Source organism: Streptomyces sp. NPDC000878 (genome assembly GCF_053599695.1).
Window position 1 is genome coordinate 18722 of sequence record NZ_JBSFMT010000055.1, and the last position, 17996, is coordinate 36717.

14 protein-coding genes, 3 tRNA genes and 1 pseudogene are annotated in these 17996 nt (G+C 70.3%); 5 read left to right on the forward strand and 13 right to left on the reverse strand.

What is annotated here, in order from left to right:
* Positions 1 to 160: 160 nt before the first annotated feature.
* From ACWDR4_RS35175 to ACWDR4_RS35190, 4 genes and pseudogenes are all read right to left on the reverse strand, one after another.
* Positions 161 to 367, reverse strand: a pseudogene (locus ACWDR4_RS35175) (ferritin-like domain-containing protein); the annotation flags it as partial.
* 91 nt (positions 368 to 458) lie between these two features.
* Positions 459 to 770 (reverse strand): YcxB family protein, encoded by a 312-nt coding sequence (locus ACWDR4_RS35180; RefSeq protein WP_450414462.1) that lies wholly within the window; start codon positions 768 to 770, stop codon positions 459 to 461.
* 103 nt (positions 771 to 873) lie between these two features.
* A tRNA-Arg gene (locus ACWDR4_RS35185) sits at positions 874 to 946 on the reverse strand.
* A 206-nt stretch (positions 947 to 1152) separates the two neighbouring features.
* Positions 1153 to 1243 (reverse strand) — tRNA-Ser (locus ACWDR4_RS35190).
* 194 nt (positions 1244 to 1437) lie between these two features.
* On the opposite strand from ACWDR4_RS35190, the gene ACWDR4_RS35195 reads away from it, so the two are divergent.
* The gene (locus ACWDR4_RS35195) at positions 1438 to 1929 is read left to right on the forward strand and encodes an SSI family serine proteinase inhibitor (protein ID WP_450414464.1); all 492 of its coding nucleotides are present in this window, start codon (positions 1438 to 1440) and stop codon (positions 1927 to 1929) included.
* A gap of 257 nt (positions 1930 to 2186) precedes the next feature.
* Positions 2187 to 6653, forward strand: a complete 4467-nt coding sequence (locus ACWDR4_RS35200; RefSeq protein WP_450414466.1) for a PAS domain-containing protein — start codon at positions 2187 to 2189, stop codon at positions 6651 to 6653.
* Between the two features lie 79 nt (positions 6654 to 6732).
* On the opposite strand, the gene ACWDR4_RS35205 is transcribed toward ACWDR4_RS35200, so the two are convergent.
* The 6 genes from ACWDR4_RS35205 to ACWDR4_RS35230 all read right to left on the reverse strand — a co-directional run bounded on the left by ACWDR4_RS35205 (position 6733) and on the right by ACWDR4_RS35230 (position 12425).
* Positions 6733 to 8409, reverse strand: a complete 1677-nt coding sequence (locus ACWDR4_RS35205; RefSeq protein ID WP_450414468.1) for a long-chain fatty acid--CoA ligase — start codon at positions 8407 to 8409, stop codon at positions 6733 to 6735.
* Between the two features lie 159 nt (positions 8410 to 8568).
* On the reverse strand, positions 8569 to 9153 hold the full coding sequence (locus tag ACWDR4_RS35210; protein ID WP_450414470.1) for a SigE family RNA polymerase sigma factor: 585 nt from the start codon (positions 9151 to 9153) through the stop codon (positions 8569 to 8571).
* Positions 9154 to 9379: 226 nt separating this feature from the next.
* On the reverse strand, positions 9380 to 10546 hold the full coding sequence (locus tag ACWDR4_RS35215) for a lipid-transfer protein (protein WP_450414471.1): 1167 nt from the start codon (positions 10544 to 10546) through the stop codon (positions 9380 to 9382).
* Positions 10543 to 10953, reverse strand: coding sequence for a MaoC family dehydratase (locus tag ACWDR4_RS35220; protein WP_450414472.1), 411 nt, complete (start codon positions 10951 to 10953; stop codon positions 10543 to 10545). The genes ACWDR4_RS35215 and ACWDR4_RS35220 overlap by 4 nt, the downstream gene beginning before the upstream one ends.
* Positions 10950 to 11939: a bifunctional MaoC family dehydratase N-terminal/OB-fold nucleic acid binding domain-containing protein gene (locus ACWDR4_RS35225; protein WP_450414474.1), complete on the reverse strand. Its 990-nt coding sequence runs from the start codon at positions 11937 to 11939 to the stop codon at positions 10950 to 10952. Before ACWDR4_RS35225 ends, ACWDR4_RS35220 begins: the two co-directional genes overlap by 4 nt.
* Positions 11940 to 12119: 180 nt before the next feature.
* Complete coding sequence (locus ACWDR4_RS35230; RefSeq protein ID WP_450414475.1) at positions 12120 to 12425, reverse strand: hypothetical protein; 306 nt, start codon at positions 12423 to 12425, stop codon at positions 12120 to 12122.
* 415 nt (positions 12426 to 12840) lie between these two features.
* On the opposite strand from ACWDR4_RS35230, the gene ACWDR4_RS35235 reads away from it, so the two are divergent.
* On the forward strand, positions 12841 to 13704 hold the full coding sequence (locus tag ACWDR4_RS35235; protein ID WP_450414477.1) for a bifunctional DNA primase/polymerase: 864 nt from the start codon (positions 12841 to 12843) through the stop codon (positions 13702 to 13704).
* Between the two features lie 329 nt (positions 13705 to 14033).
* On the opposite strand, the gene ACWDR4_RS35240 is transcribed toward ACWDR4_RS35235, so the two are convergent.
* Positions 14034 to 14300: a hypothetical protein gene (locus tag ACWDR4_RS35240; RefSeq protein ID WP_450414479.1), complete on the reverse strand. Its 267-nt coding sequence runs from the start codon at positions 14298 to 14300 to the stop codon at positions 14034 to 14036.
* On the opposite strand from ACWDR4_RS35240, the gene ACWDR4_RS35245 reads away from it, so the two are divergent.
* Entirely contained in the window at positions 14278 to 15492 is a 1215-nt protein-coding gene (locus ACWDR4_RS35245) for a hypothetical protein (protein WP_450414481.1), read from the forward strand. The genes ACWDR4_RS35240 and ACWDR4_RS35245 overlap by 23 nt on opposite strands.
* Positions 15473 to 16054 (forward strand): hypothetical protein, encoded by a 582-nt coding sequence (locus ACWDR4_RS35250; protein ID WP_450414482.1) that lies wholly within the window; start codon positions 15473 to 15475, stop codon positions 16052 to 16054. Before ACWDR4_RS35245 ends, ACWDR4_RS35250 begins: the two co-directional genes overlap by 20 nt.
* Before the next feature lie 86 nt (positions 16055 to 16140).
* On the opposite strand, the gene ACWDR4_RS35255 is transcribed toward ACWDR4_RS35250, so the two are convergent.
* Together ACWDR4_RS35255 and ACWDR4_RS35260 are read right to left on the reverse strand one after the other, a co-directional pair.
* Positions 16141 to 16227, reverse strand: a tRNA-Ser gene (locus tag ACWDR4_RS35255).
* A gap of 64 nt (positions 16228 to 16291) precedes the next feature.
* Positions 16292 to 17782 (reverse strand): S1C family serine protease, encoded by a 1491-nt coding sequence (locus ACWDR4_RS35260; RefSeq protein WP_450414484.1) that lies wholly within the window; start codon positions 17780 to 17782, stop codon positions 16292 to 16294.
* Between the last annotated feature and the right edge of the window lie 214 nt (positions 17783 to 17996).

Consider the following 17996-nt stretch of genomic DNA (forward strand, 5'->3'; position numbering starts at 1 on the left):
ACGCATGCGAAGCAGCGCAGGCACGTTCGACCGCTTCAGGGATCTTCACACCCTCACGCCCCAAAGTTCACATCTCAACCATCAGGTGTTATGGAAGCGATACATCGCCACTACAGGGACTTGGGGCGCGAGTTCGCCCGATATCCGCTTCTGGGCGACTGAGGATTTCCAGGCGCAGACCCATCAGACGCCGCAACCGTACGAAGGCCGTGTCGCTCCAGTGACCGGTCAACGTCGGTACGCCACCCGCGGCCAGTAGCCGAGCAAGCAGACGGGCGTGGTTCTGTTCCTCGGCGACGAAGAGCCGGACCGCCTGCGCGTAATCGGCATCGCCCGCCTGGTCCGCCTTGCCGACGAGGTTCGCGCCCTGGAGAGAAACGACGCCCGGCGGACACCGAACCGTTCCCCCGCTGCCCGACCGGCAAAGGTGCCTGCGCCTGCCCCAGCACCGGCGCCGTCTAGAGCCGCTTCAGGTTCCGGTCCAGGATCGCCCGCAGCCGATCCACGTCCGCCGGGTTCTGGGCGCCCCGCTTGGGCAGTACCGCGACTCCGGCCGCGCGCTCGCCGCCCAGGAGTACGAAGAGCCCGGGCGTCTCCAGGTACTCCCGGAACACACCCCAGTCCACGGTGAAGGACGCCCTCTCACCAGTGGTGACCACGCCGCGGTCGTCAGCCACCATGCGGCAGTGCCCGTACGGCTCCATGACGCTGAACATCCGGCGAGCCATGGTGCGCAGCCCCCGCACGGTGCCCCAGGATATGGCGGCCATGGACAGCACCAGCGAGACTCCTGAAGTGATTGCCGTCCAACGCTGCCGTCAACGCAAAAGCCAGAGGCCCCGTGGATTCCTCCACGGGGCCTCTGGTCTGCTGTGCACTCGGCAGGATTCGAACCTGCAACCTTCTGATCCGTAGTCAGATGCTCTATCCGTTAAGCTACGAGTGCTTGTGTGTTCTGTTGTGTTTGCTCTTCCTTGCGGGCTTTTCGGCCCGGTCGGCGTTGCGGGAACAACATTACATGACTGGCGGCGTGAGGTGAAATCCGTTAGCCGCACCCTGCCTGACCTGCGAAAAAGGCCCGGAAACGGCCCGAAACAGCTCAGGAACCGCCGAAGCCCCGGTCAGTCGTGACCAGGGCTTCGGGATCAGGTGCGGAGGCGGAGGGATTTGAACCCTCGATGGGATGTAAGTCCCAAACCGCATTAGCAGTGCGGCGCCATAGACCGGACTAGGCGACGCCTCCAGCACAACCTCCCGCGCGAGCGCGAGTGGTGCGTGCAGATGATGACACAGACGAGCGCGGTGTCACCAATCGCCTCCCACGGTACTAGGCAGGCGGGGCGCAGGGCAAAGCCGTTACGCCTGCCGCGCCTGCTGCCCGGCGGCGCACTGACACAGCCCGCGCAACATCCCCCGGCGTCACGCGTTAGTCAGGTCATGTTCAAGGTCATCCCGCTCCACCGCGCCCTCTTCGCCGCCACCGCCGGCGTATCCCTCACCGCCGCCACCCTCGCCGCCTCGCCCACCACCGCGCACGCCGACGCCGTACCCCAGACCCGCCCGCTCTCCCCCTTCGCACCCCACATCCCCACGGCGGCGCGCGCCGCCGATCACCTCACCGTCACCGTCCGCGACACCGATGGGCGCGGTGACGGGCGGTTCGAGTTGGAGTGTCATCCCGGGGGCGGGAGTCATCCCGACGTCGAGGGGGCCTGCGGGACGCTCGACCGGGGAGCGAGGTGGGGAACGGATCCGTTCGCCCCCGTACCCCCCGACAGCATCTGCACGATGATGTACGGGGGTCCCGCGACCGCCCATGTGACCGGGACCTGGGCGGGGCGTCCCGTCGACGCCACGTTCGACCGCAGCAACGGCTGCCAGACCGCCCGCTGGGACCGGCTCGTACCGCTGCTCCCCGATCTTCGATAGGCATTCGCCAAGCCACCCGAAACACGATCGCGGCCCACCGCACGTCCTCACACCACAGTCACAGACGCCCCGTACCGCATAAGTGGTGTGAAGTGCACGGTCACCAGGTCTCTGTCACTTCGTCGTGCGACCTCCCTCTCATCCGGCGTCGCGAGCGCAACCACTGCCCTTAGACTCCCTCGCGTGACACGTTGCGGGCCGGTTGGCAAGATGGCGCCCGCGGTCGGCAAGGTGCGGTAACAGGGAGGAAGCGTCTCGTGAGCAGCAGGCCATCCCGAGGCGCTGCTCGCCTCGCAGCCATACTCGACGCGCTGCCCGATGCGTTGGTGCTGGTCAACGCCAATGGGACCGTCGTCAACGCCAATACGATCGCCCTCGGAGCCTTCGAGACGCCGGGCACCGCCCTCGTCGGGCGCGGGCTGCTCGATCTCCTGCCGCAGTTCGACTCGCGGCTGATCCCCGGCACCATGCGGCGCCCCGATTCCATGGACCCGCACGGGCAGACCAAGCCGACCCGGATGATCGCCCGGCGGACGGACGGGAGCGAGTTTCCCGTCGAGGTCACCAGTGCGAATCTTGAGAACGGCCAGCAGGCGTACGACAGCTACGGCTACGCCAATGACGAGCTGCTCATGCTCGTCGTACGCGACCTCTCCGGCACCGTCGACACCGAGGCCGAACTCGCGCGTTCGCAACGTCAGACCGAGATGATCCTGCGCGCGGCGGCGGAGGGGGTCGTCGGGACCGACACCGAGGGGCGGGTCGTTCTCGTCAACCCGGCCGCCGCCCAGATACTCGGTTACCGGGCCAGCGACCTCGGCGGGCGCGAGCTGCACACGCTGATCCTGCACTCGCGCGCCGACGGCGAGCCCTTCCCGTACGGCGAGTCGCCGCTCGCCGACACCCTGCGGTCCGGGCGCAAGCACCGGGTGCGCGGGCAGGTGCTGTGGTCCAAGAGCGGGGACAAGGTCTCCGTCGACCTCACGACCGCGCCCGTGCGGGACGGCGACCAGCTCGTCGGCGCCGTGATGACCTTCACCGACCGGCGTCCGTACGACTCCCTCGCCGAGGAGAAGGACGCCGCCGACAAGCTGCACGCGGCGGAACTGGAGCGGATCGCCGAAGAGCACGCCTCCCAACTCACCGCCCTGCGACAGCAGCACATCACCGCGATCGAGCAGCTGCACGAGGACCACGAGGAGGACCTCGCCTCCGGAGAGGACCGGTACGCGGCGCTCGCGGAGCGCGAGAAGGACCGGTACGAGGCCCTGGCCGGCCGCCAGGAACAGCTCCTCGTGCTGCTCGGGCGTTCGCTGCGCGGGCCCCTCGACGAGCTGCGCCGCGAACTGGCCGCCCTCGCCGCCGACGACGCCGGACAGCTGTGGCCCGAGGCCAACCAGGTGCTGCACCATCTGTCGGCCGGTTACTCGCGCATCACGACATTGGTCGACAACGTCCTCTCCTACCAGCGCCTCGACACGGGCACCGAATCCGTCACCCGTACGAAGGTGATGCTCGACGCGGTCGTCGCCGCCGGTGTCGACGGGGCCGTCGAACTGATCGGGCCGGGGCGCGTCCAGTTCGCCGTGCACGCGCCGCCCATCGAGGCCGAGGTCGATCCGCAGCGCCTCGCCACCGCCCTCGCGCATCTCGTCGCGGACGTCGCCGGCGTCGACGCGACCGGCAACTCGCCCGCCTCCGCCGGCGGGTACATGGACAACACGGTCGTCGTCGCGGCGGCGCAGCGCGGTGAGGTCGTACGGATCGAGGTGCGCGGGCCGTACCCCGGGGGAGACCCGGTGCACGAGCCGATCGTGCGCGGGATCGTGCGCGCCCACGGCGGAGTGCTCCAGACACACGAGGTGCCGGGTATGAGCGGCAGCGCGTACGTCCTTGAGGTGCCCCTCGGGGGTGGGGCGGGTGCGGTGGTGGCCCAGGTCGCGGACACGGCCGTCGGCGCCGAACTCGCCGTGCCCGGGCAGGCCGAGAGCGACAACGGCAACGACAACGGCAACGGCAACAGTGGTGTCAGCGGGCGGCGGCGGGCCCGGCGGTCCTCCGTGGACGCCTTCCTGGAGGCCGATCTTCCGGAGAGCGCGCCCGAGGCCGAGACCGACGCCGAGCCCGGTGACACCGGTGTCTCCGGGAACGAGGCGGGCGCGCCCACCGGGCGGCGCCGGAGGCGTGCGGCCGAGGAGGCCGCCGCCGCGTCCTCGGGTCCCGCTCCCCAGGCCCAGCCCTCGGCCGACGGGGACGGCGGTACCGGGCGTCGGCGTGGCCGGCCCAGCCCCGTAGAGGGTGGCGCGGGCGTGAGCGAGCTGGACAGCGTCTCCGAAGGCGCCGTCGTCATGGCGGGCGAGTACGGCGCGGGCACCGCTGCCGTGGGCACCGGCCTGGGCGGAACGGTGCCGCCCCAGGGCGTACCCGGCGCTCCCGCCCGGCGCGCCGGAGGCGAGCAGCACGCGTTGCCTCCCGCCCTGCCCGCCGCTCCAGCGCAGGGCGGCGCCGACGAGAGCGAGGGCGGGCAGCCCACCGGGCGTAGGCGTCGGGCCCTGGCGGCGGCGGCCGAGCGCGGTGCCGCGCAGGAGGCTGGCCCCCGTCCGGTGTTCGCCCTGCCCCCTGCCGAGGCCGACCGGACGGACCAGGGCGCCCCCGAGGCGCCCGCCGGGCCTGTCGGCGACCGTTTCGACGACGGTGGCCGTCATGACGGGCTCACCCACGATCCCGACGACGACCACACCCCGCCCCAGCCGCACCCGACGTCCGCCCCGACCGGCCGCCGCCGGGCCCGCCAGACCCCGGACCAGCCGGGGACCGTACCGCCGGGCGGGATCCCCGGGCAGGCGGCTCCCGTACAAACTCCTGTGCAAGCTCCTGTGCAGGCGGCTCCCGTGCAGGCAACGGCCACCCAGGCCGCCGCCGGTCCGCAGGGCGGCGTGCCGGGACAGGGCCAAGCCATGCCCGGACAGCCCATGCCGGGACTGGCAGTTCCCGCGGCACAGGTCGCTCAGGTCGCGCAGGCCGCCCAAGTCGCACAGGCGGTGCCCGCACAGGGCCTTCCCGGACAGCAGGTCGCGCAGCCCGTCCCCGGTCAGCCCGTCCCGGCACAGGGCGTCCAAGGCCAGCAGGTTCCCCAACAGGCCCCGCAGCAGGCCGCCCAGGCCGTTGCCCAGCAGGTCCCGGCGCAGGGTACGGCGCCCCAGCCCGCCCTCGCCCCCGGCCAGTCGATCCCCGCCCAGGCCGCCCCCGCAGGCCAGCCCCAGCCGCAGCCCTGGCCCCCGGCCGACGACGAGACCCCGGACGCCGGCACCGCCGTACCGCCGAACCCGGCCGCCGCTCCCGCTCCCGCCCCTCAGGCGGCAGCCGCACCGCTCCCGCCGGAGCGTGCCGTGCAGCCCCGGCCGCCCGGGCAGGCGCTGCCCGCCGAAGCCGCCGCCGCGCCGGTCGACCCGAACTCGACGCAGGGGCGGGCGTTCAGTGTGCGGACGCTCGGGCAGGGAGTCGCGTTCAGCCGGGCGGCGGCGCAGTTGCAGACGCCCGGCCAGCCGCAGCCCGCCACACCCCCGCACGGCACCAACGGCTCGAACGGCTCAGGTCGTCGCCGCAAGCTCGGTACCCGCCCCGAGCCCGCCGCCGGCCAGCCGGAGACGACCGCCCGGCCCCACCCGCAGACGGGCCAGGCCGCCACCGCCACGCCTCCGGCCGCGCAGGCCGCCCCCGCCGCACCGGCCCCGGCCCAGCCCTCCCTCGCCGGTCAGGCGCCCCTCGCCGCGCAGGTACCGCCCGCCCAGGTGCCGTCGCCCGCGCAGCCCTCGCTCGCCGGGCAGACCCAGCTCGCCCCGGGCAATCCACGGCTGCCGGGGTTCACCGACGGGGCCGGACGCTCGTACGCCATAGGGGCACCGGACGAGAACGCCGCCGAGGGTCCCGAGCCGCTCGACGGGCCCGGCGGAGCCGTCGAGGTCTCCGACCAGCCGCAGCCCCGGCCGATGGACGACGAACTGCCGCCCGAGCCGCTGGACAACCCGCGCCGGCTGCTGGTGTGGCCCGCGCCCGACGTCACCACCCAGCAGGCGCTCAGCGACCGTGGGTACCGGCCCGTCATCGTGCACTCGCGCGAGGAGGTCAACGCGCAGATCGCGGCCTTCCCGGCGGCGCTGTTCGTCGATCCGCTGACCGGGCCGATCACCCGGACCGCCCTCCAGTCGCTGCGCCAGGCCGCCGTGGCCGCCGAGGTTCCGGTACTGGTCACGGCGGGACTCGGGCAGGCGACGCGGGAGGCGGCGTACGGCGCCGATCCCGCCGTACTCCTGAAGGCGCTCGCCCCTCGTGACAGTGAGCAGCATCCGCCACGGGTGCTGCTGATCGAGGAGCACGCGGAGATCGCGCTCGCGCTGACGGCGACGCTGGAGCGGCGCGGGATGCAGGTCGCGCGGGCCGCGAGCGACGCCGACGCGGTCACGCTGGCCTCGCAGCTGCGGCCGAACCTGGTGGTCATGGACCTGCTTCAGGTACGGCGCCGCAGGGCCGGGATCGTCGACTGGCTGCGGGCGAACGGGCAGTTGAACCGCACCCCGCTGGTCGTCTACACGGCCGCCGTCGACCAGGCCGACCTGCCGAGGCTCGCCTCGGGCGAGACGGTGCTGTTCCTCGCCGAACGGTCCACCAGCACCGAGGTACAGAGCCGGATCGTCGATCTGCTCGCACGCATCGGAACGAACTAGACAACTAGCCGTTCCGTGCGCGGGTTGGGGCAATGTTTCACGTGAAACATTGCCCCAACCCATGAGCGCACCCCGGCCCTCAGAGCTTGGTGACGTCCAACTCGCCCTGCGCGTACTGCTTACGCAGCACCTTCTTGTCGAACTTGCCGACGCTCGTCTTCGGAACCGACTCGATGATCGTCCAGCGCTCCGGGAGCTGCCACTTGGCGATCTTGCCCTCGCCGGCGAGGAAGGCGCGCAGGGACTCGAAGTCGGCGGTGGAGCCCTCCGACAGGACCACCGTGGCCAGCGGGCGTTCGCCCCACTTGTCGTCGGGGACGGCCACGACGGCCGCCTCCATGACGTCCGGGTGGGCCATCAGGGCGTTCTCCAGGTCGACGGACGAGATCCACTCGCCGCCGGACTTGATGACGTCCTTGGCGCGGTCGGTGAGGGTCAGGAAGCCGTCGGGGCTGATGGTGCCCACGTCGCCCGTCTTGAGCCAGCCGTCCTCGCTGAACTTGTCGGCGGGGCGCAGGGTTTCGCCGTCGGGGCCGTTGTAGTACGAGCCCGCGATCCACGGGCCGCGCACCTCCAGCTCGCCGGCGGACTCGCCGTCCCAGGGGAGCCGTTCACCGCCGGGGCCGCTCAGCCGGGCCTCGACGGCCGCCGGGAAACGTCCCTGCGTGAGGCGGTAGGCGAACTCCGCGTCCGTGCCCACCGCATGGGCCGGCGGCCGGGCGATCGTGCCGAGCGGGGAGGTCTCCGTCATGCCCCAGGCGTGGCAGACGCGCATGCCCAGCTTGTCGAAGGCCTCCATGAGGGCGGGCGGGCAGGCGGAGCCGCCGATGGTGACCTGGGTGAGGGACGAGACGTCCCGGGGGTTCGCGGTCAGCTCCGCGAGCAGGCCCTGCCAGATGGTGGGGACGGCGGCGGCGTGCGTCGGCCGTACCTTCTCGATCATCTCGGCGAGCGGGGCGGGCTGCAGGAACCGGTCCGGCATCAGCATGTTGACGCCGGTCATCAAGGTCGCGTGGGGCAGGCCCCAGGCGTTCACATGAAATTGAGGGACCACAGCAAGGGATGTGTCCTGGTCGGTCAGACCCATGGACTGGGCCATGTTGACCTGCATGGAGTGCAGATAGATGGAGCGGTGGCTGTAGACCACGCCCTTGGGGTCGCCCGTCGTGCCGGAGGTGTAACACATGGCGGCGGCCGTACGTTCGTCCAGCTCGGGCCAGTCGTAGGCGGTCGGCTTCCCGGCGACGAGGTCCTCGTACTCGTGCACCTGGGCGTGCGACCCGGCGAGGGCGGACCGGTCGCCGGGGCCGGAGACCACGACGTGCTCGACCGTCTTGAGGTGCGGGAGCAGCGGGGCCAGCAGCGGCAGCAGCGAGCCGTTGGCGATGACCACCTTGTCGGCGGCGTGGTTGACGATCCAGGCCAACTGCTCGGGGGGCAGCCGCAGGTTGAGGGTGTGCAGGACCGCGCCCATGGAGGGGATCGCGAAGTAGGCCTCGACGTGCTCGGCGTTGTTCCACATCAGGGTGGCCACGCGCTCGTCGCCGGTGACTCCGAGATCGTCACGGAGAGCGTGTGCGAGCTGTGCCGACCGGGCCCCGATCTCGGCGTAGGAGCGGCGCTGCGGCTCGGGCTCGCCCGTCCAGGTGATGACCTGTGACTCGCCGTGGATCGTCGACCCATGGGTCAGGATCCTTGAGATCAGCAGCGGTACGTCCTGCATGGTGCTCAGCACGGCGTCCTCCCGGGGCTTCATTGCCTACTCGGTGGTAAAGGTTGTGCTGATTCTGCGCACATACCGAGCGGTACGTCACTAGGGAAGAGTGATCGATCAGATCACGTCGTGCCTGGAGAACTGCCTGGGGAACTATCGGGGGTCACCAGAGGTTCCCGTGAGGGAACCAACAAACGCGAGTTACCGGGCGAGCACCAGCTCGGGGTCCTCGCGCAGCTTGCCCAGCGCCCGCGAGACGGCCGACTTGACCGTGCCCACCGACACCCCGAGCACCTCGGCCGTCTGGACCTCGCTCAGATCCTCGTAGTACCGCAGCACCACCATCGCCCGCTGCCGCGCAGGCAGCTTCATGATCGCGCGCCACATCGCGTCGTGCAGCACCTGGTGCTCCGCCGGATCGCCGACCGGCGTCCCCTCGGGCTCCGGCAGCTCGTCGCAGACGAACTCGTCGACCTTGCGCTTGCGCCACTGCGACGTCCGCGTGTTGAGGAGCGCACGGCGGACATAGCCGTCGAGCGCACGGTGGTCCTCGATCCGCTCCCACGCGACGTAGGTCTTGGTGAGCGCGGTCTGCAGGAGGTCCTCCGCATCGCTCGGATTCGCGGTGAGCGACCGGGCGGTGCGCAGCAGCACCGGGCGGCGGGCTTTCACGTACGACGAGAACGACGGGTACGAGGTGTACGACGATGTGTACGAGGCGAACGACAGGGTCTGCGTCGCCGGCGTAGCCGCGTTCGAAGCGCTGGTGCAGACGGGTGTGGTCATGGCTCTACGCTAGGTTCGACCCCTACTCGGGCGGATCGGCCGCAGGTCCCGAAGCCGCGTCCGCCTCAGGTTGTAGGAGGGGGGCTGTCTCCACCTCCTGAAGGTGGAGGCAGGGTACGGGGCTATGAGGGTCCGACCCTGAGGCGTCGTACGGCAGTAGTACGGAGCATGCTCCTCCGGTAGTAGTGACAGCCGCGGGCGGGACAGTCGCCCGCCACGGTCGCGCTCATCCGGCGGCCTCCAGGACCAGCCCCGAGGTCGGCACCCCCGTACCCGCCGTGACCAGGGCTCTTTCCGCGCCCGGTACTTGGTTCACGGAGGTTCCGCGCAGCTGGCGTACCGCCTCCGCGATGCCGTTCATGCCGTGCAGGTACGCCTCCCCCAGTTGACCCCCGTGGGTGTTCAGGGGCAGCCCCTCGGCCGCGACGAAGTCGGCCGCCTCGCCGGGGGCGCAGAAGCCGAACTCCTCCAGCTGCATCAGCACGAACGGAGTGAAGTGGTCGTAGATGATGCCGACGTCGATGTCGGCAGGGCCCACACCGGCGGTCCGCCACAACTGCCGCGCCACCACGCCCATCTCAGGGAGCCCGGTGAGGTCGTCGCGGTAGAAGCTGGTCATCTGTTCCTGGGCGCGCCCCGCGCCCTGGGCAGCCGCAGCCACAACGACGGACGGGTGCCGCAGTTCGCGTGCCCGTTCGGCGGAGGTGACGACGACGGCCTGGCCGCCGTCCGTCTCCTGGCAGCAGTCCAGCAGCCGCAGCGGCTCGGCGATCCAGCGCGAGGCCGCGTGGTCGGCGAGGGTGATGGGCCGGCCGTGGAACCAGGCGGCCGGATTGGTCGCCGCGTACTTCCGGCCGCTCACGGCGACCTGCCCGAACACGTCCGCCGACAGCCCGTACGCGTACAGGTACCGCTGCGCCGCCATCGCCACCCAGGAGGCGGGCGTGAGCAGCCCGAACGGCAGCGACCAGCCGAGCGCCACCCCCTCGGCCGACGGCTCCCGCCGCTGCACCCCCGACCCGAACCGCCGCCCGGACCGCTCATTGAAGGCCCGGTAACAGACGACGACCTCGGCAATCCCGGCCGCGACGGCGAGCGCGGCCTGCTGCACGGTCGCACAGGCGGCACCGCCCCCGTAGTGGACCCGGGAGAAGAAGGACAGCTCCCCGATCCCGGCGGCCTGCGCGACGGTGACCTCGGGGCTCGTGTCCATCGTGAACGTGACCATGCCGTCCACGTCGGCGGGCGTCAGCCCCGCGTCGTCGAGCGCGGCCCGCACCGCCTCCACGGCCAGCCGCAGCTCGCTGCGCCCCGAGTCCTTGGAGAACTCGGTGGCCCCGATGCCGACGATGGCCGTACGTCCACCGAGGTCGTCGCGCGCGTGCAGGGTCACGGGGTGCCTCCAGCGGGGGGTACGAGGACGGTCACCGTCCCGGAGACGTGCCGGCCGATCACGTTGGCGCCAAGCACGCGTACGACGGCCGTGTCACCGTCCGCCTCCTCGATGACCTCCTCGATCCGGCCGCTCAACACCATGGTGTCGCCGGGGTGGTTGGGGGCGCCGAGGCGGATGGCGACCTTGCGCAGAACGGCCGCGGGCCCGAAGCAGTCGGTTATGTACCGCCCCACCAGCCCGTTCGTGGTGAGGATGTTCATGAAGATGTCCGGGGAGCCCTTGGCGCGCGCGAGTTCGGCGTCATGGTGGACGTCCTGGAAGTCGCGGGACGCGATGGCCCCGGCGACGATCAGCGTGCGCGTGATCTCGATCTCCAGCGGCGGCAGCGCGTCCCCGGCCCTCATCCCTCCACCTCCGCGGGAAGGTCGCCCCGGAACACCGGAAGCTCCGGCTGCCCGTCCTCGTACCGCACGAACTCCAGCCGCACGGGCATCCCGATCCGCACCTTGTCGTACGGCACGCCCACCACGTTGCTGATGATCCGCACGCCCTCCGCCAGCTCGATCAGCCCGACCGCGTAAGGCGGGTCGAAGGCCGGGAAGGGCGGGTGATGCAGGACGACGTACGAGAAGACGGTGCCGTCGCCGCACGCCTCGACGGTGTCCCAGTCACCGCCGCCGCAGGAGTTGCAGCCGGGGAGCCAGGGGAAACGGAGAGTACGGCACGTCACGCACCGCTGGATGAGGAGTTGGCGGCGGTCGACGCCGGCCCAGAACCCGGCGTTGTCGCGGTTGACGACGGGACGGGGGCGGGTGGCGGGGGGTTTCAACCCCTCTACGGGCCCCTCGGCAGGCCCCTTACGGGCCTTGGGGGCGTACTTGAGGATCCGGAACCGATGGGTGCCCACCGGCTCACCGTCCACTCGTACATCCATCCGGGTCGTGACGAAGTACCCGGTGCCGAGCTTGGTCGTCTTGGGCCCGGAGACGGACTCGACGACCGAATCGAACGTGACCCGGTCCCCCGGGCGCAGGGGCCGCAGATACTCCTGCTCGCAGTCGGTGGCGACGACGGAGGTGCAGCCCGCGCCGTCGAGCAGGGCGAGCAGCTCCTCGTACGCCTCCGAGCGGCTCGCATGCCCGGAGAGGCCGCCCATGGTCCACACCTGGAGCATGGTGGCCGGCGCGACGGCGTCCGGCCCGGTGTACGCCGGACTGCTGTCGCCCAGGGCCTCGCACCAGTGCCGGATCATCGGCTCGTTGACGGGATCCTTGCCGACACCGCCGACGACGGCGGGCCGCCCTTCGAACGCGGCGAGCTGCTCGGCGAGTTGATGGCCGGAGGGACGGCCGGGCGGGTGACTGAGTGGCTGACCGAGTGGCTGACTCACGGTTTCTGACTGTCCGTCAGATACTGGAGGGTGTCAAGGGACCCAGTGCCCAGCATGGAAAACGTCTGCGCGGCGACACGAAGTTCGTGCCGCCGCACAGACATGTTACCACCCCATGAAGCGCTCCCCACAAGGGAGTTCAGGACCGCCGGGGACCCACACCCCCGCCGGCCCGAGGGCCTACCAGAGGTTGGTGAAGTTGACGACGGCGTTGGACTGGTCGATGGCCGTGAACCCGGAGCCGTTCACCTGCGCGGTGTTGTTCTGGTTCGAGGCGCCGGAGCCGACCGCCTGCTGCTGCGAGGTGGACGAGTTGCCGTTGTTGTCGCCGCCCACGCCGCTGCCGATGATGCCGGCGACGGCCGAGTTCGATCCGTCGTCCGCGAAGGCGCCGTTGTCCGCCGTCGCGACGCCGCTGAAGAGCGCGGCGGCGAGGGGCAGGGCCGAGACGGCGGCGAGAACGCGGGCGGTACGGATGCTTGCCATGTCTGTTCCTCCAGAACATGTACGCCCCGGCTCCAGTGCCGGACCGTACGAAGTACGTGTGATGCGGGAACTACGCGAACTACCACTACTTCCAAGGCAGTTGGCCACCCGCCCCGGTGCTGCATCGCCGCCGTGCACTGCGTCGCGAGATCAGGATTGCCCACCGAATCCCCGGCGAACCACCCCGGAACCGTTTATTCCCCCTGAAGCGTGATGACAAGTCGATAAACCCTCTCCACATCACCAAAGTCGCAGGTCAGCATCTTGATCCTTATTCACGCCAAGCGGCAGCAGGTGACACCCAAGGGGCACAAGGGATGAAGCGTTCCCGCACATTTCCAGCCATTCGCCGAATCCGGCCCCTCCAGACCGACACCCTCTTCCCTTTTTCGAACACACGTACGAACATGGGAGCATGGCCACCACAGACCGGCAGGCCACGACGCTGGCCCTCGCCCACGCCCTGTCAGCCGCCGAACGCGGCCTGGCCGTCATCCCGCTGTCCCGAACCAAACTCCCGGCCCTGCGCTCCCCCCACCACGACGACCCGCCCTCCGCCCCCTGCCACGGCGAGTGCGGAGCCCTGGGCCACGGCGTGTACGACGCGTCGACCGACCCGTCCCGTATCCGCGAACTCTTCGCCGCCGCCCCCTGGGCCACCGGCTACGGCATCGCCTGCGGCCTGCCCCCGCACCACCTCATCGGCATCGACCTGGACACCAAGTCGGGCACGGACTCCTCGGCCGCCCTGCGCGAACTGGCCCTGCGCCACCTGTTCACGATCCCCGAGACGGTGGTCGTCCTGACCCCGTCCGGTGGCCGTCACCTGTGGCTGACCGGCCCGCCGGACGCCGTGGTCCCCAACTCGGCGAGCAGACTGGCCCCCGGCATCGACATCCGAGGAGCCGGCGGCTACCTGGTGGGCCCCGGCTCCCAAACCGAACACGGCGTCTACGGCACGGCCCCCGGCACATCCCACCTGACCCCGGCGCCCTGCCCCCCGTCCCTCCTGCGCCTCCTCCTCCCGCCACCCCGCACCCACCGCTCGACATCCCCCGCCCCGCCCGAACACGGCCAGGGCCTGGTCCAGTTCGTCCTCGCGGCCCACGAGGGCCAACGCAACACCCGCCTGTTCTGGGCGGCTTGCCGGGCGTACGAGAACGGCTTGGGGGATGTCTTGATAGGCCCGCTGGTGGAGGCGGCCGTCCAGACGGGGCTTACGGAACGGGAGGCTCGGGCGACGGTGGCTTCGGCCGCACGGATGACGGCCCGCCAATGACAGGCACGGACGCCGATTTCGTAAAGACTTGAGCAGGATTTGAGCTCAGGGTAAAGCGATCCCAAACCCCGACCGACATTCGTTGACTCTTCAAGATCCGCCGCGTTAGCTTTCAGTCCTGCCGGCAGAACAGACCAGCCGAGCGGGCACCGGGGGACAATTCAAAGGCGATTTCCTGTTCCGCGCCCATTCGCAGCCGCTTGCCCGCGACTTCGCACACCACTGCGCTCGCGACTTCACACGCGGCTTCTTTTCATCAACAGGAAAACGGGGAATTCCTTCATGGGCAGAATCATGGGCGGAATCACGGGCAGAACTTCTGTCAGACGTCAGACGCTGGCCACCGCGCTCGGCGTCGTCGCCGCATCGGCAGTGATCGGCCTGGGAGTGTCGTCACCGGCCAACGCCGTCTGCACGCAGAGCACCGCCGACTCGTCGGGCTGCGGCAGCACCAGCAGTCCCAGCCCCACGCCCACGCCCACGGCGACCGACGTCAAGCCCACCGACTCGGCGGCGCCGCCCACCAGCGGGCCGACGATCACGGCGGAGCCCAGCCCGAGCACCCTGACACCCGTGTCGGGCGCCGCGACGGTCAAGGGCGTGCTCACCCTGGGCAACGGATCACCGCTGGCCGGCGCCACCGTGACCCTGACGCCGGTGGACGAGGTACCGGAGGACGGCAGCGACATCACGCCGACGACGGTGGGCACGGCGACCACGGCATCGGACGGCAGCTGGTCGTTCACCCTGCCCTCGACCCTGCCGAGCAAGCTGCAGGCCTACGCGGACGCGAACGGAGGAGTGCTCGCTCTGGAGGCGTCCTTCAACGGACAGGCACCGGACGGCACGCTGCTGACCGGCACCGACTACGTGGACGCCGGAGTGGCCACCGGCTCGGCGACGACGGAAGGGTCGGCCGCAGCCCGCGCCGAGACAGCGGACACCGTGGCGATCCACCCCGACGTCGACGAGGCGCTGGTGACGCCCGCGGACTCGACCCTGGCCGACAGCGCGGACAGCGCGTCCGACACACCGGCGAACCACTGGCAGTCGGTGGACGGGGCATCCACCACCGACTTCTCCCCGGACAAGGTCGACGGCGTCGACTACAGCGCGGTGACACCGGATCTCGGCGGAGCCTGCATCGTCAGCAAGCACGTCGTCAAACAGCACGACTACTACACCACCATCGGCGAGGGTCACGCCTACTACGACACCACCGCCGCCTTCGAGTACAACAACACGCTGTCCAGCACCTGGGGCATCGCGACCAGTGTCGACGGGGAACACTGGTCGATCACCGGAAAGATCTCCCGCAAGAACAGCACCGGCCATGCGGTCGGATTCACGAATCAGGGGCCCCGCTGGGCCAAGCGCTTTCAGGTTCCCATCGAATACCAGGACGTCGACCGCCGGGTCACCTGCGTCGGAAAGAAGACCAAGCATTCGTACTCCATAATTCCAGTGAAGTACGACATCCCGTCCGGTGGCGATGTGGCGAGGTACGGTGCCGATGTCAGTTCCAAGGACGGACTGACCGCCTACCGGAATTCGAACCCGTCCTATCGCGCGGTCCTCGGCAAGAAGCAGTACGCGACCATCACCTCCGGAACCTCGATCACCTACGGCGTCGCCGCCAAGGTGTTCGGCGTGACGGTCAGCCTCGACACGGAGTACGGCGCGTCGCACTATCAGAAGATCAGCGCGGGATCGGGTGGCTCGGAACATGACATCTGGGGCGCGAAGGGCAAGATCTCAGGGAACCCCGGTGTCATCTATTCGTACTGACCGCCGCACCCGGCCCCTCGCAGTGACGGCCCTGCTGCCCCTCCTGCCCCTGTTGGCCCTCGCGACGGCGTGCGCGGGCGCATCGGGCGACGACAACACCGTCGGCACGGCGCTGCAGGCGGAGGGGCCGGGCACCAGCGGCTCCCTCGGCTTCTCGGACGTGAAGGTCGGCGATGCCTACCGCATGGCCTTCCCCCTCACGAGGAACACGTCCAAGCAGCCCGTGTCCGTCACCGGATTCGAACTGCTGAACATCCCGGCGGGCGTCAAGGTCCTCGGCTACGCCGTCTACTCGGTGAACGACACCCCCGGCTACCGGCTCGGCTACCAGGAGACGGCACATCCCACCGCCGGGGACATCGACCTCGACAAGTACCCGAACTACTCCGGACACGCCTACACCATCAAGCCGGGTGCGCTCAGCGACAAGTACGCGGTGGTACGACTCCGGGTCACGGGAAGAATCACCAAGCCCCTCTCGGGCTGCACGGCCGACTACACCCAGGACGGACGGACCTACCACCAGACCTTGGCCTGCAAGTTCGGCCTCGACATGACCTGAACCATCCACGGCTCACACAGAAGGGGTGTCTCCCGACCGGGAGACACCCCTTCTGTCCTGCCTATCCTGCAAGGCTTCTGCCACTGCGGAAGCGGTGAGATTCGAACTCACGGTGACATCGCTGCCACGATGGTTTTCAAGACCATTCCCTTAGGCCGCTCGGGCACGCTTCCCCGCGCCGGACCTGATCAGCTCGGCGCGGGACAAGAGTAACGGGTCACCACGCGCGCGTGGTGGTCAGCTGTCGCCCTCGCGGGAGCCCAGGGTCAGTTCGACCGTCTTTGACTTGCCGTCTCGTTCGTAGGTGATCTGGACCTTGTCGCCGGGCTTGTGGGTCCAGATCTCGCCGATCAGGGTCGGGCCGCTGTCGATCACGTGGTCGTCGAGCTTGGTGATGACGTCGCCGGGCTTCAGGCCCGCCGCAGCCGCCGGGCCGCCCGACTCCACCGGGTCGGTGGTGTCCGCGGTCTTCTGGCTGATCTGCGCGCCGCCCGTGCCCTCGGTCAGGGCGACCGAGGCGCCGATCTTCGCGTAGACCGGCTTGCCGGTCTTGATCAGCTGCTGGGCGACGTACTTGGCCTGGTTGATCGGGATGGCGAAGCCCAGGCCGATCGAGCCGGACTGGCCGGTGCTCAGGCCGCCGCTGCTGGAGGACTGGATCGCCGAGTTGATGCCGATGACGTTGCCCGCCGCGTCCAGGAGCGGGCCGCCGGAGTTGCCCGGGTTGATCGACGCGTCCGTCTGCAGGGCGCTCATGTACGAGGCCTTGCTGCTGGCGCTGCCGTCGCTGGAGGCCACCGGGCGGTTCTTGGCGCTGATGATGCCCGTGGTCACCGTGTTGGAGAGGCCGAAGGGGGCGCCGATCGCGATCGTCGAGTCGCCGACGGCCACCTTGTCGGAGTCGCCGAGGGTGAGCGGCTGGAGGTCGGAGGGGGCGTTCTTGAGCTTGATGACCGCCACGTCGTAGCCCTGGGCGTGGCCGACCACCTCGGCGTCGTACTTCTTGCCGTCGGGGAAGGTCGCCGTCACCTTGCCGCCGTCGACCGCGTCCGCGACGACGTGGTTGTTGGTGACGATGTGGCCCTGGGTGTCGAAGACGAAGCCCGTGCCGGTGCCGCCCTCGCCGCTGGAGCTCTCGGCCTCGATGGTGACCGTGCTCGGCAGCGCCTTGGCGGCCACGCCCGCGACCGTGCCCGCGTCACGCTTGAGGTCGCCGCCGGTCTGCTGCGCGGCGGAGACCGTCGTCGACGTGGTGGAGTCGTCGTTGTCCTTGGCCAGCGTGTAGCCGATGCCGCCGCCCGCGCCGCCCGCGACCAGTGCGGCCACCAGCACCGCGGCGATCAGCCCGCCGCGCCCGGACTTGGGCTTCGGCGGCTGCTGGTCGTACGTGGCGCCCCAGGGCGCACCCGCGCCCGTGGCGCCGCCACCACTGCCGCTTCCGCCGTCCATGTACGACGGCACCGTCGGCGGCGGGGGAGGCGGCCAGGCGGCTGCCTCGGGGCCCAGACCGGCGCCCTGGGGTGCGTCGGGCGCTCCCGCCGACGCGTACGCCGGTGCCTGGTCCGGGTGCGCCGGTTCCGGCTCCGGGGCGCCCGGGGGCACCGGCGGGAGCTGGGTTGTCGGGGCCTCGGGCGCGGTGGCCTGCGGGGAGGCAGCAGGAGATTCCACCGGCACGGGAGGTGCGGACGGGGCCGGGGGTACCGCAGTGCCCTCGTTCTCGGTGCTCACAGCTCTTTCTCCTCGATCCACGGCTGTCCTTCTCGGTCGCACTCGGTCACGCCCGATCCACTCGATCCACCCGATCCATACGTGCGGGTGCCCGTTTCACACGGGTACGCGGTCGGTACGTGATTCAGCTGTGCGTGTCCTTTTGTATGCCGTCAGCTTTTCCCACAGGCCGTCAGGGCACCATAAGCGGTGCCTGTGGGTCCGGGAGCACCCT